General features: G+C 58.9%; 17 protein-coding genes. 8 read left to right on the top strand and 9 right to left on the bottom strand.

Annotated features, from left to right (window positions below):
* The first annotated feature begins 7 nt into the window (after window positions 1-7).
* Window positions 8-379, top strand: a complete 372-nt coding sequence (locus tag WAW39_RS03530; RefSeq protein ID WP_422315832.1) for an MGMT family protein — start codon at window positions 8-10, stop codon at window positions 377-379.
* A 39-nt stretch (window positions 380-418) separates the two neighbouring features.
* On the top strand, window positions 419-937 hold the full coding sequence (locus WAW39_RS03525) for a hypothetical protein (protein ID WP_422315830.1): 519 nt from the start codon (window positions 419-421) through the stop codon (window positions 935-937).
* A gap of 105 nt (window positions 938-1,042) precedes the next feature.
* Here WAW39_RS03525 and WAW39_RS03520 read toward each other — a convergent pair whose 3' ends face one another.
* Window positions 1,043-1,279, bottom strand: coding sequence for a hypothetical protein (locus WAW39_RS03520; RefSeq protein ID WP_422315828.1), 237 nt, complete (start codon window positions 1,277-1,279; stop codon window positions 1,043-1,045).
* Between the two features lie 148 nt (window positions 1,280-1,427).
* On the opposite strand from WAW39_RS03520, the gene WAW39_RS03515 reads away from it, so the two are divergent.
* Window positions 1,428-2,750, top strand: coding sequence for a 3-keto-disaccharide hydrolase (locus WAW39_RS03515; protein WP_422315826.1), 1,323 nt, complete (start codon window positions 1,428-1,430; stop codon window positions 2,748-2,750).
* 34 nt (window positions 2,751-2,784) lie between these two features.
* On the opposite strand, the gene WAW39_RS03510 is transcribed toward WAW39_RS03515, so the two are convergent.
* From WAW39_RS03510 to WAW39_RS03500, 3 genes are all read right to left on the bottom strand, one after another.
* Window positions 2,785-2,967: a hypothetical protein gene (locus tag WAW39_RS03510; RefSeq protein ID WP_422315824.1), complete on the bottom strand. Its 183-nt coding sequence runs from the start codon at window positions 2,965-2,967 to the stop codon at window positions 2,785-2,787.
* A 232-nt stretch (window positions 2,968-3,199) separates the two neighbouring features.
* A complete protein-coding gene (locus tag WAW39_RS03505; protein WP_422315822.1) occupies window positions 3,200-3,664 on the bottom strand; it encodes a hypothetical protein in 465 nt (154 codons plus the stop codon).
* 57 nt (window positions 3,665-3,721) lie between these two features.
* Window positions 3,722-4,171, bottom strand: coding sequence for a hypothetical protein (locus tag WAW39_RS03500; protein ID WP_422315820.1), 450 nt, complete (start codon window positions 4,169-4,171; stop codon window positions 3,722-3,724).
* 227 nt (window positions 4,172-4,398) lie between these two features.
* On the opposite strand from WAW39_RS03500, the gene WAW39_RS03495 reads away from it, so the two are divergent.
* Window positions 4,399-5,463, top strand: a complete 1,065-nt coding sequence (locus WAW39_RS03495) for a zinc-binding dehydrogenase (RefSeq protein ID WP_422315818.1) — start codon at window positions 4,399-4,401, stop codon at window positions 5,461-5,463.
* Window positions 5,464-5,518: 55 nt separating this feature from the next.
* Here WAW39_RS03495 and WAW39_RS03490 read toward each other — a convergent pair whose 3' ends face one another.
* On the bottom strand, window positions 5,519-7,462 hold the full coding sequence (locus tag WAW39_RS03490; RefSeq protein WP_422315816.1) for a tRNA uridine-5-carboxymethylaminomethyl modification enzyme MnmG/GidA: 1,944 nt from the start codon (window positions 7,460-7,462) through the stop codon (window positions 5,519-5,521).
* Between the two features lie 1,077 nt (window positions 7,463-8,539).
* On the opposite strand from WAW39_RS03490, the gene pdhA reads away from it, so the two are divergent.
* The gene (gene pdhA, locus WAW39_RS03485) at window positions 8,540-9,613 is read left to right on the top strand and encodes a pyruvate dehydrogenase (acetyl-transferring) E1 component subunit alpha (protein WP_422315814.1); all 1,074 of its coding nucleotides are present in this window, start codon (window positions 8,540-8,542) and stop codon (window positions 9,611-9,613) included.
* Between the two features lie 335 nt (window positions 9,614-9,948).
* On the opposite strand, the gene WAW39_RS03480 is transcribed toward pdhA, so the two are convergent.
* A complete protein-coding gene (locus WAW39_RS03480) occupies window positions 9,949-10,524 on the bottom strand; it encodes a tetratricopeptide repeat protein (RefSeq protein ID WP_422315812.1) in 576 nt (191 codons plus the stop codon).
* Between the two features lie 108 nt (window positions 10,525-10,632).
* Here WAW39_RS03480 and holA point away from each other — a divergent pair, with 108 nt between their 5' ends.
* Together holA and WAW39_RS03470 are read left to right on the top strand one after the other, a co-directional pair.
* A complete protein-coding gene (gene holA, locus WAW39_RS03475) occupies window positions 10,633-11,757 on the top strand; it encodes a DNA polymerase III subunit delta (RefSeq protein WP_422315810.1) in 1,125 nt (374 codons plus the stop codon).
* 6 nt (window positions 11,758-11,763) lie between these two features.
* Window positions 11,764-12,135, top strand: coding sequence for a TSUP family transporter (locus WAW39_RS03470; RefSeq protein ID WP_422315808.1), 372 nt, complete (start codon window positions 11,764-11,766; stop codon window positions 12,133-12,135).
* Between the two features lie 40 nt (window positions 12,136-12,175).
* Here the strand turns inward: WAW39_RS03470 and WAW39_RS03465 are convergent, their stop codons facing one another.
* Window positions 12,176-12,724, bottom strand: a complete 549-nt coding sequence (locus tag WAW39_RS03465; protein ID WP_422315806.1) for a DUF456 domain-containing protein — start codon at window positions 12,722-12,724, stop codon at window positions 12,176-12,178.
* Entirely contained in the window at window positions 12,717-13,319 is a 603-nt protein-coding gene (locus WAW39_RS03460) for a nitroreductase family protein (protein WP_422315804.1), read from the bottom strand. The genes WAW39_RS03465 and WAW39_RS03460 overlap by 8 nt, the downstream gene beginning before the upstream one ends.
* 138 nt (window positions 13,320-13,457) lie before the next feature.
* Between WAW39_RS03460 and WAW39_RS03455 the strand changes: the two genes are divergently transcribed.
* The gene (locus WAW39_RS03455; RefSeq protein ID WP_422315802.1) at window positions 13,458-14,189 is read left to right on the top strand and encodes a hypothetical protein; all 732 of its coding nucleotides are present in this window, start codon (window positions 13,458-13,460) and stop codon (window positions 14,187-14,189) included.
* 73 nt (window positions 14,190-14,262) lie between these two features.
* On the opposite strand, the gene WAW39_RS03450 is transcribed toward WAW39_RS03455, so the two are convergent.
* Entirely contained in the window at window positions 14,263-15,756 is a 1,494-nt protein-coding gene (locus tag WAW39_RS03450; protein WP_422315800.1) for a GntP family permease, read from the bottom strand.
* Between the last annotated feature and the right edge of the window lie 48 nt (window positions 15,757-15,804).

The raw sequence follows: 15,804 nt of genomic DNA, 5'->3' as shown, positions 1-15,804 counted from the left end.
CTCATTCATGGCCGCTCGTGGAAAATCCGTCGCCTTCGCCCGCATCCGTGCGGAGGTGATTCGTTTGGTCGCCCTGATCCCTGCTGGCCAGTTCACCACCTATGGGAGCATCGCCATTCACATGAATGTGATCGCCCGACATGTGGCCACGGTGCTCAGCCATCTCACGCCGGAAGAATCCGCCGCGCTGCCCTGGCACCGCGTGGTGGCAGCCAATGCGCGCATCAGCCCGAACATGCCTCCCGAATCGGCACGCAAACAACGCCGCCTTCTCAAAGCCGAAGGCCTGCGCATCGACAAAGAGGGCTTCATCCAGGACGCCGATGATCATTTTCACAACGTGGGTGTGCGGCGGGACATCCGCTGGAGTGAAGGATGATGGACCCAATGAGACATCCTGCTGCAAAATCTTTTCACCATGGCCTGTTCCAAAATCTTCACCTGTAGCCACTGTGACTTCACCCTGTCAGCCTGGGACGAGGGCAACCCGTACCTGACGGACAATGAGGGCAAGCGGCACTTCTTTTATCACCCGGGAAATGAGAAGGAAGAGCGCCTCTTCATGGCGCGGCAAACGATGGACCCAAGACTGATCAAGAAGGTCGAAGATATGTTAGCCCTGGCAGAAGCCGATGCAGACTCATCAGACTTGGTAAATCTGGGCCTAGATCACCACATCTTCCTAATGGCAGAGTCGATGTCACATTCCATCAGCGAAACAGAATACTTGGATTTCTGCAGATCACGTGGTGGCAATGAAGCCGAATACCTTTGCATGCATTGCGCTCATCAAGCACGACGTGACCCCAGGCGTGACTCGATGAACTGCCCCAGCTGCGAGAAGCCTGAACTGTGGCAGTCTTGGCAACTCGAAGGAAAGAGTTGCCCGAAATGCGGGCAGGGAACATTCGTCGCCAGACGAGGCATGATCTCGTGATCGCTCAAAAGGAGCACCGGCAAGGGCCATGGCTGGCTGCGACGGAGCGGCAAACACTCGTTCTTGCTTCGCCACGCCGCAGTACTGGAGATGGTCACGCCCGCATTACTGGCCATACACATCGATCCACTGCAGACCGCTCTTGGAACCGGGCGGCGTGAAGTAGCGGCGGCCAAGGTAGGTGCCCTTCACCTCACGCATCGAGCCACCTGCAGGGTGACTGGCGCGAGTGAGCACGGGCTTGCCGTTGTAGGTGCCGTTTGCATCAGGCACGGAGACGCAGGAGGAGGACAGCAGCATGCTAAGACCAAGGACAATGGAGGCGGGGTTGGGACGCTTCATAAACGGCAATGAACCTTTGTGTCGCGATGATGCAACCCATACATCGTACTGCGATATTCTTTCCTCGGTTTTGTAATGAGATGCTCCCCAGGCTCCGGGCTTGCCTTCCACCTCGCATTCCGCTTTGATTCGGCCCACACCGCTGGCCATGCACCGACCTCCCTCCCTCTTTCCCCGGCTGGCTGCGATGGCCGCCGCCCTTTCCATTCCATCCGTGGCAGCACTGGCCGCCGCGCCCAACACCCTCACGCCGCAGGAGCAGGCGGCAGGTTGGAAGCTGCTGTTTGATGGCCGCAGCACGACGGGATGGCACACGTATGGGAAGAATTCCGTCACAGCCGGGTCGTGGAAGATCAAAGACGGCTGCCTTGTCCTGCCTGCGGGCAATGGCCGCCCGAATGGCACGGGCGGTGATCTCGTGACGAATGCGATGTTCACGAACTTTGAGTTTGAGTTCGAATGGCGCGTGGGCCCCGTGGGCAACAGCGGCGTGGAATACCTCTTCACCGAAGGCGAGAAGCGCACGGCCAACTTTTATCCAGGCGACACCGGCGACAGCCCGGTGGGCTTTGAATACCAGGTGCTGGATGACGCCCCGCACGCAAACAACGCAGCCAACCGGCTCGCCGCCTCCATCTACTCGCTGGTAACGCCTACCGGCAAAACGCTGCGCCCCGTGGGCGAGTTCAATCAGGGCCGCATCGTGGTGGATGGCAATCACGTGGAGCACTGGCTCAATGGCCGCAAGGTGGCCGAGTGCGAGCTGGGCAGCCCCGAGCTGCAGCGCATCATCGCCAGCAGCAAGTACAAGTATTACCCCGGTGTGGGTGTGAAGCGCGCCACCTCCATCGCTTTGCAGGATCACGGCGCAGAGGTGGCGTATCGCAATCTCAAGATCCGCGTGCTGGCCACCAGTGCCGGTAGTGCTCCGGTGGCCGCAGCGCCAACGCCGCCGCCGTCCACGCCTGCGGCAGCCTCATCAACCGTGACAGCCCGCAAGATCCCCATGCAGGCCGCCGACTGGCGTGTCTGGTGCTGGTCCAAAGCCGACAACCGCTGGGTGGAGCACCCGCTGGACAAGATGACCGTGCAGATCCAGGACGGCGTGCTCAGCGCCAGCAACACCACCAACAGCAACTGGCCCCGTGCCATCCTCGTCTATCGCGGCACCCTGCTGGACGGCGACTTCATCGTCTCCGCCGACTACTGCGGCCAGCTCGAATCCTTCGACCTCCAGTCCGCCGATGGTGGCAACCAGCGCCTCACCTGCCTGAACCCGCCGCAGGACAACCAATGGCACACCGTCCTCCTCGGCCGCAAGCAGGGGCAGTACGTCGCACGCATCGAAGAAGCCCCCGCCCAAGTGCAGAACAGCAAAGCCTCCGCTGGTATGAAAGGCTACTTCTGTTTCAAGCTCCGGCCAGGGGAGACCCTGGAGGTGAGGGGGCTGGTGGTGCAGGCGGGGAGGTGAAACGGAAGTCCGTGGCGGGCAAACAAATCGAAGATCAGCCCTTGGCGCGGGCACGCCGGCGGTCATGCAGGAAGGCAGCGAAGAGTGCTATCGCGAAGAAAAGGAGCATGACGACCACGGGGAGCGAAGGTCGCAGGTGGAAGAGGCCGCGGGCGATCTCCTTCAACGCCAGCGTGGTACTCAGACTGAACAGCAGCCAACGGGAAAACGACGACATGGGGTACCCGCCCCACGGGAACATGGGCCAGCGAGAAGCGTGACCGAACAACCGCTGGCTGAAAGCGTAACAAGCGCCTCCAAAAAGAAAGCACGCGGCAGTCAAAAGATGACCGTATTCAAGGGAGCTCATATGTGGGTTTCTACGAGGAGGTTTGCGAAATCACCAAGCCAAGGAGACCATTACCAGATTCGTTTGTTCGGGAGCAAGCCTAAAGATCATTTGAGCTCGCTCATTCTGCCAGCGAAGGCTGCACCATCAATTCCCGCAAGGTCGCCATCATGGGATGTTCCTTGATGCTCGGAAACCGTGCAGGTGGAATGAAGGTCACCGAAGAGCCGATGGCTGTCTGCTCGGAGAGGTCGAGGGTGATTGTCTCGGGGTTCAGGCCGAGTCTGCCCCGGATGCCGGTGATGGAGGCGACGGGGATGGAAACCTCCCGCCCGTGGCGCCGGACGCGCAGGGTGCCATCTTCATAAATCACCGAGTCAGCAGCAGGAGATACCATATTCTGGTAGATGAGGTAGTATACCATGCAGACGATCAGCTGGACGAGGGCCGCGATGCAAATCACCTTGAGCGGTGCCGGGCGAGGTATGAGCAGGCTGAGAAAGACGCCGGCATTGAGGGCGATCATGAAGGCCGGAACGATCCGCCGCTGCATCACCGTCTGGAAGGAGGAGTGCAATTGAGTCATGGCGGGGAGGGGATTGGTCTGGAGTTGTATTGGGCGAGAACTGCAGCCTGGCTCTGCTCACCTCTTGAGATTCAAAAAGCGCAGGACGACCGTCACAGGCTGCGTCCGCCAGTTCTCGGTGACGAACTGCTTTCCCAGCCTGGTAGCGGAACCCTGCACGGCCAGGAGGCTCCAAGTCTTTTGATTGTTGCTGGCGCAGATGTTGTAGCCGATGGACGCCGGATCTCCCGTCGGAGTGTGAGCACTGTCACTGAAGCGGGCATCCATACGAAAAGTCGCCGTGTCGAACCTCATGGCTAGCCCGCCATTGTACCAGCCATGCGCCAGGCTGACTTCATCAAGCTGATTGCGGGAGAGAGAGTCGAGGTCCGCATCAGTCGGAGCGAGCTTTGTGAGTTTGGAAGTTTCGATGGCGAAGAATTCCGTTGCTGGTGCGTCGGCGTGAGACAGGCCAGAAAAGCCAAGTACGATCCCAAAAATGAGGGCAAGCAATGGAGGCGGGTGCATGGCCTTTCATTAAATCCGAAATCCTCCACCGGTGCAATTTCTATGGGATTCCAAAGGAGGTGAAGATCACTTTCTGGAGCTGGGAAATCTTTGCCCCCCTCACTGAGATAACCTTGCACGTCACGAAAGCTTGGCGCGACTAGCGACGGTCGCACAACCAATCCGGCACAGCATTGGCCAAAGGCTGCGGAGCAGGGAAGGAATTTTACCGCGATGATGGCCCCATCATGAAAACCATGCTGGCCAATGTGTTTCACGGCATCAATGACATCCGTGTTGAATCCGTGCCCAAACCCACGGTGGGACCGGGCGAAGCGCTGCTGCGCATTACAGCGACAACCATCTGCGGTACCGACCTGCACATTGTGCGCGGCGAGTACCCAGTGAAGCCCGGACTGATCATCGGCCATGAGCCGGTCGGAGTGATCGAGGAGCTCGGCGCGGGCGTCACGGGCTACAATATCGGCGACCGAGTGCTGGTGGGTGCCATTACCCCCTGCGGGCAGTGCCGCGCGTGCCTTTCCGGCAAACCCTCCCAGTGCGGCCATGGTCACGGCTGCCAGGCGATGGGGGGCTGGCGTTTTGGAAATACGATCAACGGCGCGCAGGCGGAGTACCTGCTGGTGCCATACGCCCAAGCCAATTTGGCGAAGATCCCCGACGAGGTGACGGACGAGCAGGTGGTGCTGCTGGCAGACATCGCCTCAACCGGCTTTGGCGGGGCGGAAAGCGGCAATATCCAGATCGGCGATGCCGTGGTGGTGTTTGCGCAGGGGCCCATCGGTCTGTGCGCCACGGTGGGTGCCAAACTCATGGGAGCGACCATGATCATCGCTGTGGATGGCGACGAGAACCGGCTCAAAATGTCGCGCAAAATGGGAGCGGATGTGACCCTGAACTTTCGCGAATGCAATGTGGTGGAAGAAGTACAGAAGCTGACCGGCGGCGGCGTGGACGTGGCCATCGAGGCGCTCGGCACGCAGGAGACGTTTGAAGCCTGTCTGCGCTGTCTGCGACCTGGCGGCACGCTCTCCAGTCTTGGTGTGTATTCGGGCAAACTTCAGATACCCTACGAAGCCTTTGCCGCCGGGCTTGGCGATCACCGCATCGTCACCACGCTCTGTCCGGGTGGGAAGGAGCGCATGCGTCGGCTGATCAATGTGGTGCAGTCCGGTCGGTTTGACCCCACCATGCTCGTCACGCACCGCTTCTCACTGGCCGATATCAAGCAGGGTTACGAAGTCTTTGGCAGTCGCGCGGAGAGTGTGCTGAAGGTTTTGATCACGCCATAAAGAGGCGCGCAAAACCAAGATCTCTGGACGTCATGTCACGGTTGAAGAGCGAAGGCTAGGCCCCCACATCGGTGCCTTCGAGATCTTTGCTGCCGCGCTTCAGCATCACAGCAAGCAACGCAATGTCCGCAGGATTCACGCCCTGGGCTCTCGCAGCCTGGCCAAGGGTAGCGGGGCGGAGGGCGGTGAGGCGGTGTTTGGCCTCGGTTTTGAGGCCGGGGATGGCGTGGTAGTCGAAGTCGGCGGGGATCATCTTTTCCTCCATGCGGGAGGTTTTGGCGACCATGTCTTCCTGCCGGGTGATGTAGCCAGCGTATTTGACGTCGTTTTCGACCAAGCTCCAGACCTCGGGTGTGAACTGGGAGTAGATCTCGGCGGGCAGCTGGGAGGGAATGCTTTCGGGTCGGCGCAGCCATTTTTCGAGGGTCACACCGTCCAGGCGGATCTCCTGCAGCAGGGTGCGGGCAGTGGCGAGGGCGGTGGATTTGGCCTCCGTATGGCGGATGCGGAAAGGGGAGGCAAGACCGATGGCGGCAGCCAAGGGGGTGAGGCGGAGGTCGCAATTGTCCTGACGGAGGAGGAGGCGATACTCAGCTCGGGAGGTGAAGAGGCGGTAGGGCTCCGTGGTGCCTTTGGTGACGAGGTCGTCGATCATCACGGCGAGATATGCCTGGCTGCGCTGGAGCAGGAAAGGGGGGCGGCCTTGGGCCTTGAGTGCGGCATTCGCCCCGGCGATGAGGCCCTGACCTGCGGCCTCTTCGTAGCCGGAGGTGCCATTGATCTGCCCGGCGAAGTAGAGGCCGGAAACGCGCTTGGTTTCCAGGGTGGGGTGGAGCTGGGTAGGGGGGCAATAATCATACTCCACGGCGTATCCAGGGCGGACGATCTCGGCCTTTTCGAGGCCGGGGATGGACCGGATGAAGTCATACTGCACCTCGAAGGGCAGGGAAGTGGAGACGCCATTGACGTAGAATTCGCGGGTGTGGCGGCCCTCGGGTTCGAGGAAAATCTGGTGCCGTTCCTTCTCCGCAAAGCGCACCACCTTGTCCTCCACGGAGGGGCAGTAGCGCGGTCCCACCCCCTCGATCCGGCCAGAATACATCGCCGACTTGTGGATATTGGCCCGGATGATGTCGTGGGTTTGGGGGGTCGTGTAGGTAATCCAGCAGGGAATTTGTTCCACGTGGAACTTTTCCGGGGCCCAGGAGTTGAGGGTAAACTGGTTGGGGCCGGTGCCGGGAAGGGGAGTAGCACCCTCGATTGGGGCCTCATCTTCGTCCTCCGGGAGGGTGCCGGAGAGGTAGCTGAAGCGCGGAGCGGGCTCGTCTCCGGGCTGAAGTTCGCATTTGGAGAAGTCGATGCTGCGGCTGTTGAGGCGGCAGGGAGTGCCGGTTTTGAAGCGCTGGACGTCGAAACCGAGTTCGCGGAGGCTGTCGGAAAGGGTCGAAATGCTGTCCCCCATGCGCCCGCCCGCCTGGTTCTGCTGCCCCACATGGAGGAGGCCACGCATGAAAGTGCCGGAAGAAATGACCACCGCCTTGGCCCGGTAGATCATTCCGAGGCTGGTTCGGACGCCGGTGATGGCGTCGTTTTCGACCAAAATCTCAGCGGCATTGCCCTGATGGAGGTCGAGGTTGGGCTGATTTTCGATCAACCATTTCATGCGAAACTGGTAAGCCTTCTTGTCGCATTGGGCACGGGGAGCCTGGACGCTGGGCCCCTTGCGGGCGTTCAACATGCGAAATTGGATGCCGGTGGCATCCGTATTCCGGCCCATGACCCCGCCGAGGGCGTCGATCTCGCGCACCACATGACCCTTGGCCAAGCCCCCGATGGCGGGGTTGCAGGACATCTGGGAGATGGTATCGAGGTTCTGAGTGAGGATGGCCGTCTGGCAACCGAGCCGTGCAGCCGCCATGGCGGCCTCCACCCCGGCATGGCCGGCTCCGCAGACAATGACGTCGTAGTGCTTGGGGAAGGTGTAGAGGCTGGTTGGCATGGGGGTAATGAGACTAACACAGGCCGGAAATTGTTCCATGTGGAACAAAAGGGAATCGTAGACCGCGTTTCAGAGTCGGGGGAAGACGGCCAAGTGGAGGGGTTAGTGAAGCCAATGGGGGAGGGATAGTAGACGGAGCGAGCGGTCTTCGAGGGTGAAAAAGAGCTGCCCATGGAGTGTCGAATGGGGAGCTTGAGGGATGAAATCACACGCCAGAAGAATCAAAAGGAGGGGATAAAAGCGGCCAGCTGACAGGGTGGGGCAGGGGAGGTGGCAGATGATCGGGGTGGAAGAGGAGGGAGGTTAAGCTCCCTGCGGACGCGGAATTCCGGCCACATGCATTTGCAGCGGACAGGTGACCTGCTCCGAATGAGGCCACGTCCATGATCGCTGAGATTGAAAAGGAGGCTGAGATAGCCCGGACGTACAACGCTGCCGACGGACCCTGAGACCACAGTCCAAACAGCTGGAGAGGAACGCTGAAGCACCATCGACGGGGCCAATGATGCTTGTCTAATACATGCCGAACGGGGAAGGGGAAAGCGTCTTGAATCCAATCACCCAGCCCTAACTCGCGGTCGCCTGCCTCATCTTTGGCTGAAAAAAGATATCGAACCAAGTAAGCCGATCACCCATTCCGGCAGGCCGAATGCCATTCGCGCGACCCCACGTTCATCTCCCCGTAAGGCTACCACACCGACGCCGAACATGAGTGCCCATCAGCCCTTTGGTCGCTCAGCGTAGCTTTATAGCGGTTCGCGAAACTCATTTCCGTTTAGCAGGCTGTTTCGTGCTCGAAGACCTTGGGCTCTGACGCCGGCTGGTTGAGGACAACCAGCCCTACCAGCGCTGGGCATGCACGTCCCAGCACGAGATAGGGCGGTCCTCAAGCCGCCGCCGAGCCTCTCCACGCTCACCTACCGGAAAATCTGTTTCGCAAAAACGCATCAGAGAATGCCTTTTCAGCCACCGACTTTCACGTCTTCTATCCCACGCATAGGAGGCCGATTCTCCCCTGCCGCAGTTCAAACACGATGCTTGCTTCCGGCATGCTTCCCGCTAGTATCGCCCCCACCAATGGCCTCCGCAAACGCCCCCACAAAACACGCTGCCGACCCGATCAATCAGAAGCTCACCGCCGCCGACAAGGTGGAGCTTTACCGCAAGATGGTCCGCATTCGCCGCTTCGAGCAGGTGTCCCTTCAGCACTACCAAGCCGGTCGCATGGGCGGTTTCCTCCACCTCTACATCGGTCAGGAATCTGTGGCCGTCGGCACGGTTTCCGTGATGGGCGAAAACGATCACGTCATCACCGCTTATCGCGATCACGCTCACGCCTTGGCAGTGGGCATGAACATGAACGAGTGCATGGCCGAACTCTTCGGCAAGGCCACCGGCTGCTCCCGCGGCAAGGGCGGCTCCATGCATTACTTCGCGCCTGACAAAAACTACTGGGGCGGTCACGGCATCGTGGCCGGTCAGACCCCGCTGGGCCTCGGCCTCGCCTACGGTCTGAAATACCGCGGCCTCAAAGGTGCCGCACTCTGCTTCCTCGGCGACGGTGCCGTGAACCAGGGTGCCTTCCATGAATCTCTGAATCTCGCCGAGCTGTGGGATCTGCCCGTGATCTATGTGATCGAAAACAACGGCTACTCAATGGGCACCAGCCAGAAGCGCTCCTCCGCCTACACCGACTTCCTCGCCAAGCGCGCTGAAGGTTACGGCATGGCCTGGGAGCAGTTCAATGGTGCAGACATCTACGAAGTCCGCGCCGGAGTCAGCAAAGCCATTGAGCGGGCACATACCCAGTCCAAGCCGAGCATCATCGAAATCGCCACTTACCGCTGGGAAGGGCATTCCGTCGCTGACGCCAACAAGTTCAAGTACCGCACCAAGGAAGAGGTCGAGCAATTCCAAAACGATCATGACCCGATTCAGGTGTGGAAACGCAACCTTCTCTCTGAAGGTGTCGCCACCGAAGAGGAGCTGAAGAAGATCGACAAGGAAGCGCAGAAGGAAGCGGACGACTCCGCCGAGTTCGCCAAGGCCAGCCCTTATCCAGAACCCGAGTCCATCTTTGAAGATGTGTACTGGGAAGTGGACAACAAGACCGAAGCCGGCCAGACCGGACGTCACTTCTTCAACGACTGAGAAAGCCAGGCAGCCAATAATTTGAATGGGAGAGCCAAAGCTCTCCCATTTTTGTGCTCAGATGATGTCACGAACATTCCAAGTCACTGAGCAAATCTGCCACCCTAGCTGCGATCCTCATTCACCGTTCGGCAGATACAACTCCACGCGGATAGTCTTCGATGCGGCCACGCTCACGCCAGATGGGCAGCCACCGGCTCCACACCTCCCAAGCTGCCTTGCCCGGAGGGGCGGGAAATCGGCAATCTGGCGCTGATACCACCTATCGTGATCTTCCTCGGTCATTCTCGGCACGTTTCTACACCTAAATCATTCATTATCAGATTAATAACAAATCACTTGGTCGCCGTCGCCGTGGACGTGATCGTGTCCGCCTGACTGGTCAGAATGACCGCATGCTTGTCATAGGTCGCCTTGGCTTCCACCAGCTGCGTCACGTAATTCAGCGCCTCGTCCAAGGGGACGTTGGCCAGTGAGAGGCTGAGCTTTTTCTTCGTCAGTTCCTCGCCCTTCACGATCACGTTGGGCACCACTTTGCCGCCGCTCGCATTTTTGGACAGCGCGCGCAGACCCTCGATGGCTTCGCTCAGCGTCACGTCATCCATGGACACCTTCGGCAGAATGACGGCGGCGTATTGGTTTTTGAGTGAGTTGTCCTTCGGCTGGTAGTTGGCCCGGATGTAAGCCAGCATGTTCGCCGTCTCGGCGTGCTTCGGGTTCGCTGCGGCCACACGGGAGAGCAGCTTGTACGCCGTGTCCAAGTCACCCTTGTAGTAAGCGGCGCGGCCCTGCTGAAACACGGCGTTCAGATCTTCCGCTTGCGCAGAAAAGCCGGCGGCAGACATAAAAAAAGCAGTCGTCAAAAGCGCGACTGCCGTGGAAACCTTGGACCCAATCATTGATGTTTTCATGGTGGTAGATGGATTTGACCTAATTTCATCAAATCGCTGAAAGAATGTCAAGTTCGCAGACGCACCGCAAAGCTTGATGCCATGCGCATCCTGCTCCATCGGTGAAGCATGCCCCCGCCGAAAAAAACCGCTGCCAGCCAGGTGAATGTCTTCATCGGCAGCGATGAAGCGCGCGTGAAGGAAGCCGCGCTCATCCTCGTGCGCAGCCTCACACCACCGGACGCCGGAGACTTCAGCAACGACATCATCGACGGCACCGCCGACAACTCCGAACACGCCGGCAACATCTGCTCCAACGTGTGCATGGCTCTGCAGACGCTGCCCTTCTTCGGCGGCAGCAAAGTGGTGTGGCTCAAGAACGCCAACTTCCTCGGGGACTCCGGTGCGGGTCGTGGCCAGGATGCGGTGAACGGATTCGAACGCATCCTCGATGTCATCGAACGCGGCCTCGGCAGTGACGTGAGTTTTGTCATCAGTGCGACTGGCATCGACAAGCGCCGCAGCACCTACAAGCGCATCTCGAAGATCGCCGCCTTCGAAGTCTTCGACAAGCCGGATACCTCCCGCGCCGGATGGGAAGGCCCGGTGCTCGCCATGGCCTCACGCAAAGCCAAGGAACTCGGCATCACCTTTGAAAGCGGTGCGCTGGAACTCCTGGTGCAGATGGCCGGCGATGACACACGGCAGATGGAGAACGAACTCGAAAAGATCGATCTCTTTCTCGGCGAGCGCCGCCGCGCTGGACTGAAGACCGTGCAAAGCATGGTGTCCATGAGCCGCGCTGGTGTGCTGTGGGATCTCGGCAATGCCATCGGCAAACGCGATCTGCCGCGCGCTCTCGAGCTGCTCAGCACGCTCATGTATCAGGGGCAAAACGCCATCGGCCTGCTGCTCGCCGCCATCGTGCCACGTGTGCGCAGCCTGCTGCTCATCAAAGACCTCGGCTCACGCCACAAGATCAACAAGTTCAACTACGCCGGCTTCTGCTCCTCGCTGGAAAGCCTGCCTTCGACGGCCACCTCGCATCTGCCACGCAAAAAAGACGGCACCGGCTTCAACGCCTATCCGATGTTTCTCGCCATCCCCGAGACCGGCAACTTCTCACTCGAAGAACTCCACGCCGGATTCAAAGCCTGTCTCGTCGCCAACTCGAAGCTCGTCACTTCATCGCTCGATCCCAAGCTTGTTCTTGAGCGCCTCCTCGTCGGCCTGCTCGCCCGACAATCCCGCTGATTCATCATGCCCACGTCCACGATTCTCGCCTGTCTTGCCATTGGTGTCGTTAGCGGCGCAGTCGCCGCCTTGTGTGGCGTCGGCGGTGGTGTCGTGATGGTTCCTGCGTTTGTGCTTTTCCTCAAGCTGCCGCATAAAACGGCCGTCGCGACTTCGCTCGCCATCATCATTCCCACCGCGCTGATGGCCACCACGCAGAATGCCAGGCATGGCTTCGTGGAATGGAAAGTCGCCGCCATCACCGCGGTCTCCGCGTCCATCTTCGCCTACTTTGGCGCAGGCTGGTTGAAGTCGATGAGCAACGAAACACTCACGCGCATCTTCGGCATCATCCTCGTCGTCTTTGGTGCTCGCATGCTGCTGCAGGGCAAGGCTTGAGTTCCGTGTATTGTAGTCCCGGCTTTAGCCGGTTCTGAAGTTACCAAACCAGCGCATCGAGGAAGAATGTGGCCACCATGGCCAGCGCCACGATCAGGCGCAGCACCAAGCCCACACCCGTACCCAGCAACGATCCCCAGGCCGATTTCGCCGCAGGCTGCAGCCTCTTCTTGGCAAAGATCAGCTCAAAGGAAACACCGCCGATCAGCGGACCCAGCACCAGACCAAAGGGGATGAAGAACATGCCCACAATGCCGCCGATGAACACACCAGCGATGCCCCAGCGGCTCGCGCCAAACCAGCGTGCGCCCATCGCACCGCTGACGAAATCAACGACATAAGACAGCACCAGTCCGAGTGATAAAATCACAAAGCCCCAGGTGCTCATGCCGGATTCAGGACGCAGCACGGTGTGCAAAATACCTGCCGCAAAAATTAGCAGTGGCCCCGGCAGAAACGGCACCACCGAACCAATGATGCCCACGAGAAGCAGGCAGATGGTCAGCGACCACACGCCCCACATCTGCCACGGCATCGTGGTAAAAAAATGCGCCGTGTTATGCCAGGCATGGGTGAACCACTCAGTCATCGCGCCATTGGGTTTTGGATTCGACGGGCTGCCGAACGCTCTTCGGCCAGTTCAGCCCGGCACGCGGCCAGCCGAGATAAATGAGACCCACGCAGCGATCTTCCGCGCCGATTTGCAGATACTCTGAAAACTCACGCGTGCCCAGCAGGGGAGGGGATGACCAGTAGCATCCCAGCCCAGCCGCTGTGGCGGAGAGCTGCAGGTTTTGCAGCGCACAGGCCACTGCCTCGATCTCTTCCACTTCAGGAATCTTGGCTCCACCGCGCCGCTCCATCACACAGGCGATCACCACCGGTGAGAGCAATGGGTTCTCGCTCATCTTCTTCATCTTGTCCTCGCGGAACTCATTAGCGGGTGTCGTCTCGCGATAAACCCGCTGCATCGTCTCCGCCAGTAGCGCGCGACCCGCGCCTTGATGCACGATGAATTTCCACGGCTCCGTCAAGCCATGCGTCGGCGCCCACGTCGCATCTTCCAGCACCTGCGTGAGCAGTGCACGCTCCACACTCCGCGTCGCATCCATGTCCACCGGCTTGATGGAACGACGGTGGCGGATCAGTGCGCTGAGTTGGGAATGCGTGGCGATGTCAGACATGCTTCACGAGTCATCCGGCCAGCGAGTCCTGCTGTCAAGATGCACAAGTAGTCGCATATCTTCAAATAGTAGAGAAATGCGTAATTGACGACTCAAGGAAATTGTCTCTCTACTTCAAGAACCAAATTTGTGAAGGATATGGCCAAAAAACTACTCGAGTATCTATATACTGACATCAAATTGGTTTCCCAATATTCAGAGCAAGTACGTGCTGAAATTCAGCAGATGTTGGTCGAAACATTTCCAGATCATGTGCCGAATCGCCCTGATTCAGAATTGAGTTTGCATGACAAAATAGTTCTCATCGAGGCTTTTCTCAAAGCACAAAATGATGTGAGCTATCAACGACCGGTGCAGATGAACGAGCAGGATAACCACCAGAGTTGTCGTTTTGTATTAGAGGCGATGACTGCTCAAAAGATTATCATTCCATCGGATGAATACAAAGGAGTAGAGGGATTGTCTCAAATCGCCATCTGGATCTCCGATCCTGAGCCCCAGCTATACAGCCACAAACCATACGACTGGAGAGGGACGTTTTTATACCTCACCGAGTGCCATTGGGATAACCATGGTTTCTCAACTGTTTTTTCTGGGGTATCGGCGCTTCAAGCAGTGATCAATCAGATTACAGGCAAAAATTTCCTCGACTACGTAAATGAAGAATTTGAACCGTATGGTAGAGGTCGAGACCTCCACCCTATAGATAAGCTGAAAGATATTGGTGGAATAGCAACCGAGACGAGGAAGATCAAAAGTCTTTATCGAAAACGATATCTCACAAATGAGCAAGCTTACCAATACGAAGGCGAGCGTCGACGGGTGAACGACCTCTTGGGTTATCCGTTGTACATAATATCGGATGATTGAGCTACAAGGGTCCTAAAGGCAAACCATCGTAAAGCTCAATCACTTCTCTCGCACTCATGACAGCACGGAACTTTTACACCATCGGCAGCAGTTTGCTCAAGGTGAGTGTCACCAAGAGCCCGATGATCGAATCCGCCGTGAGCTGCAACGACCAGGTGCGCAGGGTTTCCTTCTCGGTCATGCCGCTCAGGCGGTTCACCACCCAGAAGCCGCTGTCGTTCATCCAGGAGCAGAACATCGCGCCGAAGCCGATGGCGGTGAAGAGATAGACCGGATGGCAGCCGAGCTGCGTGCCGACCAACATCGGGGCCATGATCGAAGAAGTGGTGAGCATCGCCACGGTGGCGGAGCCTTGGGCCACACGAACGACGGCGGCCACGAGCCAGCCCAGCAGCACGAGATTGAGGCTGTAGCCTTGAGCAAGTGCCTGCACGGCATCACCCACACCCGCGCTGCGCAGAGCCAGGCCGAAGGCACCGCCCGCGCTTGTGATGAGAATGATCATCCCTGCGGTTTCCAGCGGCGGGCCCACGAGATCTTCGATCTTTTTCAGACCCAGGCCGCGCTGCTTGGCCAGCACGGCGAGTGAGATCGCCGCGCCGATGAACAACGCAATATTCTTGTGGCCGATGAAGTCCACCCAGGCACGCGCGGCGGTGAATCCTTGATCACCACCGAAGAGATTCACCAGCGACACACCCCAGCCTGCGCCGGTCGCCGCGCCTTTGTGCGCGAGTTCAAACACCGTCGTCAGACTGATCAAAATAATCGGCAGCAGCACCGGCGTCATGCTCCAGAAAAAGCTCGGCAGCTCGCTCTCAGACTTCGCGCTCACGCCCTTCAGATCATCCAAAGAAACACCGCCGATGGCACGAAGCGGCACATCGGTACGACGGTTCAACCACTTGCTGAACATGAAACCAAACACGCAGGTGATGGCACCGATCATCATGCCGCCGATAATTGATTCACCCACGTTCAGATGCAGATCATCCACCACGGCCACCGGGCCCGGATGCGGCACCGTCATGGAGTGCGTCACGGTACCACCACAGCAGATCGCCATCAGGTAGAGCGTGTAATCCTTGCCTGTGCGCATGCGCAGCGCCATCGCCAGCGGCACCATCAGCATGAACATCGTGTCGAAAAAGATCGGCGCACTCAGGATGAACGTGCTCCACAGCAGCGCCCAGCCCGCATGCTTCTCGCCAAAGAAGGCCAGGAAGCGGCGCACCACCTTGTCAGCACCGCCGCTTTCCATCAGGCACATGCCAATGATCGCCGCCAGCGCAATCGAGATCGCAATGTCACGTGCCGTGTCGCCCAGTCCTTTGGACACCATCTCCACCACGCCGACCATGGATGACATCGCCTTCACCTTGCCGTCTTTCTGCACAATGTCCCACGAGTCCTTGTTGGCGAGCAGCCCCGCCAGCATGGCCGCCAGGATCAGCGCCACGAAGGCGTGCATGCGCAGCTTGCTGATCGCAATGATGATGAAAACGACGCTGACAGCGAGAACGAAGAAGGGCCAATAGCTGGCCGAGGTTGCGGCAAGGAGAAACATGGCCGCGATGCTGGAGGGAGGCAGAGGACACGTCAAGACATTCGACAG

Origin of the sequence: Prosthecobacter sp., assembly GCF_049294395.1 — a bacterium.
GTDB lineage: Bacteria > Verrucomicrobiota > Verrucomicrobiia > Verrucomicrobiales > Verrucomicrobiaceae > Prosthecobacter.
The sequence above is the reverse complement of the archived record's forward strand: the minus strand, read 5'-3'. Positions and strand labels throughout refer to the sequence as shown.

Excerpts from the sequence above, each read along its gene's own strand:
- WAW39_RS03450 (WP_422315800.1), bottom strand. The coding sequence starts at position 15,756 with ATGTTTCTCCTTGCCGCAACCTCGGCCAGCTATTGGCCCTTCTTCGTT.
- WAW39_RS03505 (WP_422315822.1), bottom strand. The coding sequence starts at position 3,664 with ATGACTCAATTGCACTCCTCCTTCCAGACGGTGATGCAGCGGCGGATC.
- WAW39_RS03515 (WP_422315826.1), top strand. The coding sequence starts at position 1,428 with ATGCACCGACCTCCCTCCCTCTTTCCCCGGCTGGCTGCGATGGCCGCC.
- WAW39_RS03495 (WP_422315818.1), top strand. The coding sequence starts at position 4,399 with ATGAAAACCATGCTGGCCAATGTGTTTCACGGCATCAATGACATCCGT.
- WAW39_RS03520 (WP_422315828.1), bottom strand. The coding sequence starts at position 1,279 with ATGAAGCGTCCCAACCCCGCCTCCATTGTCCTTGGTCTTAGCATGCTG.
- WAW39_RS03525 (WP_422315830.1), top strand. The coding sequence starts at position 419 with ATGGCCTGTTCCAAAATCTTCACCTGTAGCCACTGTGACTTCACCCTG.
- WAW39_RS03455 (WP_422315802.1), top strand. The coding sequence starts at position 13,458 with ATGGCCAAAAAACTACTCGAGTATCTATATACTGACATCAAATTGGTT.
- WAW39_RS03490 (WP_422315816.1), bottom strand. The coding sequence starts at position 7,462 with ATGCCAACCAGCCTCTACACCTTCCCCAAGCACTACGACGTCATTGTC.
- WAW39_RS03500 (WP_422315820.1), bottom strand. The coding sequence starts at position 4,171 with ATGCACCCGCCTCCATTGCTTGCCCTCATTTTTGGGATCGTACTTGGC.
- WAW39_RS03530 (WP_422315832.1), top strand. The coding sequence starts at position 8 with ATGGCCGCTCGTGGAAAATCCGTCGCCTTCGCCCGCATCCGTGCGGAG.
- WAW39_RS03465 (WP_422315806.1), bottom strand. The coding sequence starts at position 12,724 with ATGACTGAGTGGTTCACCCATGCCTGGCATAACACGGCGCATTTTTTT.
- WAW39_RS03510 (WP_422315824.1), bottom strand. The coding sequence starts at position 2,967 with ATGTCGTCGTTTTCCCGTTGGCTGCTGTTCAGTCTGAGTACCACGCTG.
- WAW39_RS03480 (WP_422315812.1), bottom strand. The coding sequence starts at position 10,524 with ATGAAAACATCAATGATTGGGTCCAAGGTTTCCACGGCAGTCGCGCTT.
- WAW39_RS03460 (WP_422315804.1), bottom strand. The coding sequence starts at position 13,319 with ATGTCTGACATCGCCACGCATTCCCAACTCAGCGCACTGATCCGCCAC.
- holA (WP_422315810.1), top strand. The coding sequence starts at position 10,633 with ATGCCCCCGCCGAAAAAAACCGCTGCCAGCCAGGTGAATGTCTTCATC.
- WAW39_RS03470 (WP_422315808.1), top strand. The coding sequence starts at position 11,764 with ATGCCCACGTCCACGATTCTCGCCTGTCTTGCCATTGGTGTCGTTAGC.
- pdhA (WP_422315814.1), top strand. The coding sequence starts at position 8,540 with ATGGCCTCCGCAAACGCCCCCACAAAACACGCTGCCGACCCGATCAAT.